Here is an 8,420-nt window from a genome sequence, read left to right as displayed (position 1 = left end):
CGCATTCGTTGCTGCTGCATGCGCTGTCATCTGCTACCGCCGCGCCGTCCGCCTCGACCTGTTGACCAGCAACAACCCCAACTGACACACGGTCTAAGCGGGTGCCGACCGGGTTCCTGGACGCCCGGCTGGCTGATGTGGAAGTGGTGCCGGCCGGGTGGCGTAAGCAGGTGTTCACCGAGGGCCGGCCGCCGGGCACGGTGGACCGGGCCGGGTACACGCTCTGTGTGCTGTCGCAGTTCCATACCCGGCTCAAGCGCCGGACATCTTCGCCGCCGCGTCGTCGCGGTGGGCCGACCCGCGTGCGCGGCTGCTCGACGGCGAGCAGTGGCAGGCCAAGCGGGAGGTCCTGCTGGAGTCCCTGGCCCTGCCGGAGGACCCCGGCGATCTGCTGGCCGAGTGCGCGAGCGAGTTGGACGGGGCGTGGCGGCACATGGCCACGCGGGCGGCGGCCGGGGAGGTCACCGTCGGTGCGGACGGCCGGTTGCACGCCGCGGCGTTGAAGGCGGTCGCCGAGCCGGACACGCTGAAGGCGTTGCGGGACCGCTGCCAGAAGATGACGCCGCGGCTGGACATCGGTGACCTGATCACGGAGGTGATGGGCTGGTATCCGGGGTTCGTGGACGCCTACACCCACGTCAGCAGTGGCGGGGCGCGGATGGACGATCTGCCGGTCACCCTGGCGGCGGTGCTGACCGCGCAGGCGCTCAACCTGAGCTGGACCTCGGTGACCTCGCCGGACGTGCCGGCGTTGACCCGCTCGCGGATCAGTCACGTCTACCAGAACTACGTGCGCGCGGAGAACCATGCGGCGGCCAACCGGTGGCTGATCGACGGGCAGGCCGGCTTGGCGACGGCGTCCTGCTGGGGCGGTGGCCTGGTCGCGGCGGTGGACGGCACCCGGTTCGTGGTCCCGGTCCGGTCGCTGCACGCCCGGCCGAACCCGAAGTACTTCGGCCGACGCAAGGGCGCGACCTATCTCAACCTCATCAACGATCAGGGCGCCGGGACGGCGGGCATGGTGGTGTCCGGCACGCCCCGGGACTCGCTGAACGCCGTCGACCTGCTGTATCGCCGTGACGGCGGCCGGCAGCCGCAGGTGCTGATCTCGGATACCGGTTCGTACTCCGACATGGTGTTCGGCCTACTGAAACTGCTGGGGGTGCAGTATCGGCCGGAACTGGCCGACCTGCCGGATCAGAAGCTGTGGCGTATCAACCCGTCGGCGGACTACGGGATGCTCGACAGTGCGGCGCGCGGGCGCATCGACCTGACCCGCGTACGGCAGCACTGGCCGGACATCCTGCGCCTGGTCGCCTCCGTGCACAGCGGCGCGGTGTCGGCGTGTGACGCGATGCGGATGCTGCAGCACGGCGGGAACCCGACCCAGCTCGGCCAGGCCTTCGCGCACTTCGGCCGGATCTTCAAAACTTTGCACGTGCTGGCTTACGTCGATACCGAGTCCTATCGGCGGGCGATCAAACGGATGCGTAACCTGCAAGAAGGCAGGCACGGCCTGGGCAAGTACGTCTTCCACGGCCGCCGCGGCGAGCTACGGGAGCCGTACCACGCGGGCATGGAAGACCAGCTCGGCGCGCTCGGCCTCGTGATCAACTGCATCACCCTATGGAACACCGTCTATCTCGACGCGATCCTCGACCAGTTGCGTGCCGACGGGTTCCCGGTCCTGGACGCCGACGTGGCCCGGCTCTCGCCCTACATGTACGCCCACATCAACGTCCACGGGCACTACACCTTCAGGGCACCGGATCTGCGCGGCGGCCGACGGCCGCTGCGCGATCCGGATGCCCTTGCCGAGGATTGACGCTTTCAGCAGGTGGGCCTCACGGCAACGCGACGACGTAGGAATCGACCCGGGCGATGAGCCCGTCGCGGAAGGTGAACAGGTCGTTGAAAGCGAAGCGGAAGGGCCCGTGCTCGACGCTGACGCCCCCTCCCTCTCCGGTCGTGACAACGACCGGGCCGTCCTGATGGACACGTTGGACGTGGAGTTCGGGACTGCCGGTGAAGGCGGGATTCTCGATCTCGCCATCGAACTCGGCTTTGCCGCGGGTGGTCCGATGGCCGTGGATGACCCATTCGACGTCGTCGGTGAGGGTCGCGAGGATGCGCGGGTGGTCACTGGCCCGGAATCCAGCGAAGTATTCCTCGACCAGATCGCGCTGAGTAAGTCCTGTCATCGGTGTTCTCCCGTTCTGTCATTGCTGAAGATGCGCGGCAAGAGCGTCAAGAATCGAGGCGAGCCCGTCCGCCGCCTGGGCCGTCTGGAGCTCACGGGGAAGCCGGCGTTGATGAACCGTCAGATCGGTGCCCTCCGCAGCGGGCTGCAATGTCACGGTGGTGCGGAGTCCGGTGACAGGCTCGTCGAACACCAGCTCAGTCGGCGCGGTGAGGCTGACGTACACGAACCGCAGCCGCCGGGTGGCGCCGTTCGATGCGCGGGTCTCCAGCGTGAACTCGCCGCCGGGTCGCAGATCGACGGTCACGGACTCCGGTGCGACCGTGGCGTGCGAGCCACCCCAGAACGCCGCGATGCTCATCGCGGTCGTGAAAGCAGCCCAGACTCGTTCGGGCGCGGCCGGGAGGCGACGCCGGGCGATCAGTTCGTCGCCGTCGAGCTCTGCTCGAATCATCATGCTTCCTCGCTGTTCAGATGCTGTTCGAGCGCGGTGAGCCGGTCATCCCAGGCCTTTCGCTGGTCATCTATCCAGGTGTTCAACGGTGTGAGGTGTTCGATCTTCAACCGGCAGGGCCGCCGGGTTCCCTCCCTCCGCTGTTCGACCAGGCCACAACGTCGCAGAACGCCGATGTGATGAGAGACCGCCTGCTGAGTCATCGCGAACGGCTCGGCGAGTTCTCCGACCGTCGCGTCACCACGGGCGAGCCGAGCCACCAGGGCACGGCGCACTGGATCACCGAGAGCAGCGAAGGCGGCGTCGAGGTCGACGCCGTGAGCCGGCGGCGGGACAGTCATGACGCCACCCTAACGCAAATGGTCGCTTTCACAAGTAAGTGTTTGCAGATGAGGTCGGGTCGTTGTCCGTCGGCTGGTCTCACGAACGGCCTGCAGGCTTTGCCGGGGGTGCCTACATGTCGTCGAGCACATCGGATCCCGCGTATGGCGGTGTTCCGTTTGAGGATCGCCCACCGGAACACCACAGAGCGAGACGCCCGCCAAGGTCAGCCGTGTTCCGTAGAGGTGTTCCGCGCGTCGTCCCGATGAAGGAGCCCTATCCGGAACAATCCAGGCTGTGAACGGAACCCGAGTCGGCTACGCCCGCTGCTCCACCGACGAACAAGACGTGGTCGTCCAGACCGAACAGCTGACCACCCTCGGCGTCGCCCCCGACCGCATCTACATCGACCGCGGATTCTCCGGCACCAGCCGCAAGAACCGCGCCGGCCTCGACCAGGCCCTCGCCGCCGTCTGGAACGGCAGCATCTTCACCGTCACCAAGTTCGACCGCTTCGCCCGCAACATGACCGAGGCCTGCCAGATCCTCACCGACCTAGCCGAGCGTGGCGTCCAGTTCGGGCTCGGCGCCGCGATTCACGACTGGAACGACCCGTTTGGTCGGCTCTTCCTGCAAACCCTGGCCATGGTCGCCGAGTTCGAGGCCAACCTGATCCGGCTACGCACTCGCGAAGGCATGGCCGTCGCCAAACGCAAGGGCAAACTCCGCGGCAAGCAACCCAAGCTCCCCGAGTCCGCCCAACGCTCCATCCGCTCCCGCTACGCCGAAGGCGGCCTGTCCCTGGCCGACCTGGCCGAGGAATACAGCGTCGGCCGCTCCACCATCCACCGCGTCATCCACGGCGACCCGGCAACCAGCAGCCTCGAAGAGGCGTAGTCCCGAAATCAGCCAAATGCCCTCTGACCAGCCTTACCGCTAGTTTTCACAAGATCGTCGAACGTTATTCCGGTCGGCCCCCCTGAGCCGCGCACATCGGTATAGGCGTGTGCGCGGCCGAGTGGGTGGGGTCACCCCCGAGGTGCGTGGAACTGGCCCAGGACGAACAGGCCGAGGAGCACAGCAAGCCAGAACAGGGCGCGGTTGCTCGGTCGTGGTCCGTCGCGCAGCACCGCGACGCCGAGCGGGATGAACGTGGCGCAGAGTCCAGCCGCAGCGATCAGCGACTGCGGTATCTGGGTTCCCTTGAGAGTGCCCAGGGCGAGCATCGACATCAAGCCCAGGAGTACGGCGCGGCCGGGGCCGAGGACGCCGGAGCGGTAGGCGCCGATGGCGAGGACCACCCAGCCGGTCACGATGGTACCGCTCAACATCCGAAAGGGGTGCCAGCCGATGTCGCGCCAGGCGACGTAGTAATGGTCCACAGCAGCGACCGCAGTGGTCAGCCCCTGACTGTCGACAAGGTGAAAGGCCAGGTGGTCGGTGCCGAAGTGGAATGTACGAGTGAACAGCCCGAACATGACCAGGCAACCGCCCCAGTGCGCCCATCGTGGGTGCGTCGCACCGATCCTGCGGGCCAGTTCGAGCACGGCCGGCCAGAGCAGAACCGTGCCGCTGGCGTAACAGGCGTACGCGGCGGTGATGAGGACGGGATGCTGTTCGTAGCCGGCGAGCTGCTCCGGGAAGAAGTAGTGGTACCGGATCCGTAGCAGCATGCCGGTGAGGATCAGCAGCGGACCGCAGACCGCGGCCGGGCCGACGACCCAGCGTCCGGGGAACGCGACGCCGCGCTGCGCGACGGCTTCGGCGTTGAGGACGCGCCGGTTCGCGATCGCCGCACGCCATCGAGTGTGGCGCTGTCGAAGTGCCGGGAACATCGTTCTGCCCGCCTTTCTCGGAGTGGACGGCGTCGCGTTTGTCGATCGCGGCCGTGCCGATATCGTGTCGTCGTGGCGGCCCCGGCGCGTCTGGCCGCAGTCTGGACTTGCGGACAGGTCCGCGGGCCGATCCGGCGGGCGAAGTTACGACTCAGGTTGGATCCGACGTCCACGACCGGGGGCAGATGCCGACGCGATCCGTACGCCGTTATGTTGGCGGCCATGAGATCAGCAGTACGCTGGCTCGGCGGACGCCCCGGGCTCATCGACGTCGTGATCGCCGGCGCGCTCGCGCTGACGGTGGGGTACTCGATCGTCGACCCGCCTGGGCCAGCGTCGCGATGGCCGGTTTGGTCGGCGTGGCTGGTCGGGGTGGTGCTGGCGGCACCGGTGTCGGTCCGCCGACGGTGGCCGCTACCGGCGCTCGCCGCCGCCGGTACGGCAGCGACGCTGGCCACCGTGCTCGGCGCGGTCACCGCCGGTATGTTGCTGCTGTCGTTCGCGCCGACCGTGCTCGTCCTCTATCTGGTGGCCTGCACCGCTTCCCGCGTGCGGTCGTCGGCTGCACTGATGGCCTGCCTGATCACCGCATCGGCCGCGATCGTGTTTTTCTACCGGGACGTCCTGCCCACCCTGGCGCCCGCGTTGGACCGCAGCGAGCTGCCGCCGTACTGGCCGGTCGAACTGGGTGCCACCGCCGCGGCCATGGGTGTCGCGTGGGCACTCGGTCTGCTGGTACGCGCCCGGCGCGATGCCCACGCCGGGCTGGCCCGTCAGCTCGCCCACACCGCGGTGATCGAGGAGCGGCTGCGTATCTCCCGCGAGCTCCACGACCTCATCGGGCACAGCATGAGCTTGATCGCGGTCAAGGCGACGGTGGCCAACCACATCGCCGACGCCCGACCGGACGAGGTGCGTGCCGCCCTGAACACCATCGAACACACCAGCCGCACCACGCTCAACGAAATCCGCAGGATATTGGGCGGGTTGCGCGCCGACGCCGACCCGTACCACCATGGCCCGCCGACCGGGCTGGCCGGCCTGCCGGAACTGGCCGACCGGATGCGCTCCACCGGCCTGCACGTCGACCTCACCATCACCGCCGACGGCCTTCCCCCCAGCGGGGTGGACACGTCGGTGTACCGGATCGTGCAGGAGGCCCTCACCAACGTCACGACCCACACGACCGCCACCACGTGCCGGGTCACGGTGACGCTCACCGGCCGGGAGGTGGCCATCGAGGTGACCGACCCGGGCCCTCTTCGCCCAGCGGGGAAACCGGCCGACGGCGGTTACGGGCTGATCGGCATGCGCGAACGTGTCACGCTATACGGCGGGTCCTTCCACGCCGGACCCAGCGCTGACGGGGGCTTCCGTGTGGCCGCCCACCTGCCGTTTGCGCCGGGCGGAGCCGCGTCATGACTCCCGACGCCGCCGCCCCACCCATCCGGGTGCTGCTCGCCGAGGACCAGGTGCTCATCCGTGACAGCTTCCGGCTACTCATCGACACCACGCCCGGACTCGTCACCGTCGGCGAGGCCGGCACGGGCGCAGAAGCCGTGCACCTCGCCCGCAGCACCACCCCCGACGTCGTACTCATGGACGTGCGTATGCCAGGCATGGACGGTATCCAAGCCACCCGGCAAATCTGCGGCGCCCCGGAGTCCGCCAACGTCCACGTTCTCATCCTGACCACCTTCGACCTAGACGAGTACGTGTACGCCGCGTTACGGGCCGGCGCCAGCGGCTACCTACTCAAAGACACCACAGCCCCGGAACTGCTCACCGCAATCCGGGTGGTCGCCGCGGGCGACTCGCTGCTCGCGCCGTCCACCACCCGGCGACTCATCTCCGAGTTCGTGCGCCGCCCCGCACGGCTGGCCGCCCCGCGCGGCCTGGACGGCGTCACCAGCCGCGAACGGGACGTCCTCACCCTCGTCGGCCAGGGCCAGTCGAATGTGGAGATCGCCGCCGATCTCCACCTCAGCGTCGGCACGGTCAAGACCCACATCGGCCACCTGCTGGCCAAGCTCCAGGCCCGCGACCGGGCGCAGCTCGTCATCGCCGCCTACGACTCGGGGCTCGTCGGCGGACCACCCGGCTGACACCAGCGGGGCTCTTACTCACGTCTGGCAGACCCGGCACGGAAGGTGACGTTCGGACGTGATTGAGCGCCTCCCGCGCTCCAATCGACCGTCTGCGGGTTCGTTTCCGACGTTCCCTCCCTGCCACACCACCGGTCTCGGATAGGTGCGATCCCTGAACACCCATCGGCCCCGGAATGCCGCCGCAGGCCCTCTGAACAGCCTTACCGCTAGTTTTCACAAGATCGTTAGTCGAGGGCCGCAACTACCGGCGTTGGAACGCTCATACCGCGACGGCGGCGGCGTCAGCTGGTCGCAGTACGGCGCGGACGCCCGCGAGTCCCAGGCGGACATGAACCGCCCATGGTACGAGCGTGCCCTGGCCCCGGCCCTGGCAACCGTCCCTGACCTTGACCGGCGGCTACGCCAATCCGGCACCAAGATCGCCGACGTCGGTTGTGGCGGGGCGTGGTCGACGATCGCCCTCGCCCGCGCCTACCCGCAAGCCCAGCTCGTCGGCCACGACATCGACCCGGCGTCGGTGCGACTGGCCGGCGAGAACGTGGACGCCGCGGGACTCGGCGACCGGGTGCGCATCTACAGCGGCGATGCTGCCGAGCTACCCGAAGGCGCCTACGACGTGGTGTTCGCGTTCGAGTGCGTGCACGACATGCCGCAGCCGGTGGCAGTGTTGGCGGCGGCCATGCGGTCCCTGAAACCCGGTGGGGTCATGGTGGTCATGGACGAAGCGGTGGCCGAGGCGTTCGCCGCACCCGGTGACGATGTCGAACGGCTCATGTACGGGTTCAGCATCCTCATCTGCCTGCCCGACGGGCTGTCGCACCCGCCGAGCGCCGGCACCGGCACGGTGATGCGCGCCGACACGCTGCGCCGCTACGCGAACGAGGCCGGCTTCGCCGACGTGTCCGTGCTGCCGATCGTAGGCTTCGGGTTCTGGCGCTTCTACCAGCTCACTGCCTGAGCCCCGGCCCTTGCCACGGTCTGTGGCCCAGCCGAGCGCGGCGGGCACGAGCGCGGCCCGGCTCAGGGTCAGCCAGTCGCAGGGTGAAGGCTTTGGCGGGGAGTTGCCGCACGGCGTTGTGGTGGATGCGATCCCGCCTGGGCCGGGCCATCCTCGCCGCCGTGACCGAGGCTGACCTTGCTGACGCTGACGGACAACTGGTCAGCGTCCACGTCACCGCCACCCCACCGTTCCTGAGATGGTCCTGGAAGTGGTCGAACTGGACCGCGGCTCCTAGGTTGAGGGTCATGTCGGCGGGAGGCACAATGGCGCGCACGCTGGTGTATCTGGTCCGGCACGGCGAGCAGGCGGGCCCGGCTGCGGGGCGTGCCGTTCACCGCGGCGCACCACGGGCCGGCAGCTCGGACCGCCCAGACGGCACGCCAGATCGCACAGTCGCTGGCGGGCCTAGTACGACAGCCGTACTTCAGGGTCTGACCTGCGGGTTCGGGGCTGGACGTGGGGCGGCCACCGCGTGATCGTCTGTATGTTGTGGACAAACTTT

The 8,420-nt window shown here is 68.5% G+C and carries 9 protein-coding genes; 5 read left to right on the top strand and 4 right to left on the bottom strand.

All coding sequences use genetic code 11. The features are described 5' to 3' along the window. Positions 1-433 precede the first annotated feature (433 nt). Positions 434-1,825, top strand: coding sequence for a Tn3 family transposase (locus ABD287_RS17900; RefSeq protein WP_344174627.1), 1,392 nt, complete (start codon positions 434-436; stop codon positions 1,823-1,825). A gap of 19 nt (positions 1,826-1,844) precedes the next feature. Here ABD287_RS17900 and ABD287_RS17895 read toward each other — a convergent pair whose 3' ends face one another. From ABD287_RS17895 to ABD287_RS17885, 3 genes are read right to left on the bottom strand one after another with little or no spacing between them, the layout of a single operon-like run. After that, positions 1,845-2,201: a nuclear transport factor 2 family protein gene (locus ABD287_RS17895; protein WP_344174625.1), complete on the bottom strand. Its 357-nt coding sequence runs from the start codon at positions 2,199-2,201 to the stop codon at positions 1,845-1,847. Between the two features lie 18 nt (positions 2,202-2,219). Continuing rightward, positions 2,220-2,654 carry an SRPBCC family protein gene (locus ABD287_RS17890; protein ID WP_344174623.1) on the bottom strand — a complete coding sequence of 145 codons (435 nt, stop codon included), beginning with the start codon at positions 2,652-2,654 and terminating at the stop codon, positions 2,220-2,222. Then, complete coding sequence (locus tag ABD287_RS17885) at positions 2,654-2,929, bottom strand: ArsR/SmtB family transcription factor (RefSeq protein WP_425565666.1); 276 nt, start codon at positions 2,927-2,929, stop codon at positions 2,654-2,656. Before ABD287_RS17885 ends, ABD287_RS17890 begins: the two co-directional genes overlap by 1 nt. Positions 2,930-3,272: 343 nt before the next feature. On the opposite strand from ABD287_RS17885, the gene ABD287_RS17880 reads away from it, so the two are divergent. Continuing rightward, positions 3,273-3,872, top strand: coding sequence for a recombinase family protein (locus ABD287_RS17880; RefSeq protein ID WP_344174618.1), 600 nt, complete (start codon positions 3,273-3,275; stop codon positions 3,870-3,872). A gap of 131 nt (positions 3,873-4,003) precedes the next feature. Here the strand turns inward: ABD287_RS17880 and ABD287_RS17875 are convergent, their stop codons facing one another. Beyond that, positions 4,004-4,810: a hypothetical protein gene (locus ABD287_RS17875; protein ID WP_344174616.1), complete on the bottom strand. Its 807-nt coding sequence runs from the start codon at positions 4,808-4,810 to the stop codon at positions 4,004-4,006. A gap of 222 nt (positions 4,811-5,032) precedes the next feature. Between ABD287_RS17875 and ABD287_RS17870 the strand changes: the two genes are divergently transcribed. The 3 genes from ABD287_RS17870 to ABD287_RS17860 all read left to right on the top strand — a co-directional run bounded on the left by ABD287_RS17870 (position 5,033) and on the right by ABD287_RS17860 (position 7,876). Continuing rightward, positions 5,033-6,232 (top strand): sensor histidine kinase, encoded by a 1,200-nt coding sequence (locus ABD287_RS17870; protein WP_344174614.1) that lies wholly within the window; start codon positions 5,033-5,035, stop codon positions 6,230-6,232. Beyond that, entirely contained in the window at positions 6,229-6,915 is a 687-nt protein-coding gene (locus ABD287_RS17865; RefSeq protein ID WP_344174612.1) for a response regulator, read from the top strand. The genes ABD287_RS17870 and ABD287_RS17865 overlap by 4 nt, the downstream gene beginning before the upstream one ends. A gap of 253 nt (positions 6,916-7,168) precedes the next feature. Further along, positions 7,169-7,876: a methyltransferase domain-containing protein gene (locus tag ABD287_RS17860; protein ID WP_344174610.1), complete on the top strand. Its 708-nt coding sequence runs from the start codon at positions 7,169-7,171 to the stop codon at positions 7,874-7,876. Positions 7,877-8,420 lie beyond the last annotated feature (544 nt).

The organism is Pilimelia columellifera subsp. columellifera (genome assembly GCF_039532605.1).
GTDB classification, from domain to species: domain Bacteria; phylum Actinomycetota; class Actinomycetes; order Mycobacteriales; family Micromonosporaceae; genus Pilimelia; species Pilimelia columellifera.
The sequence above is the reverse complement of the archived record's forward strand: the minus strand, read 5'-3'. Positions and strand labels throughout refer to the sequence as shown.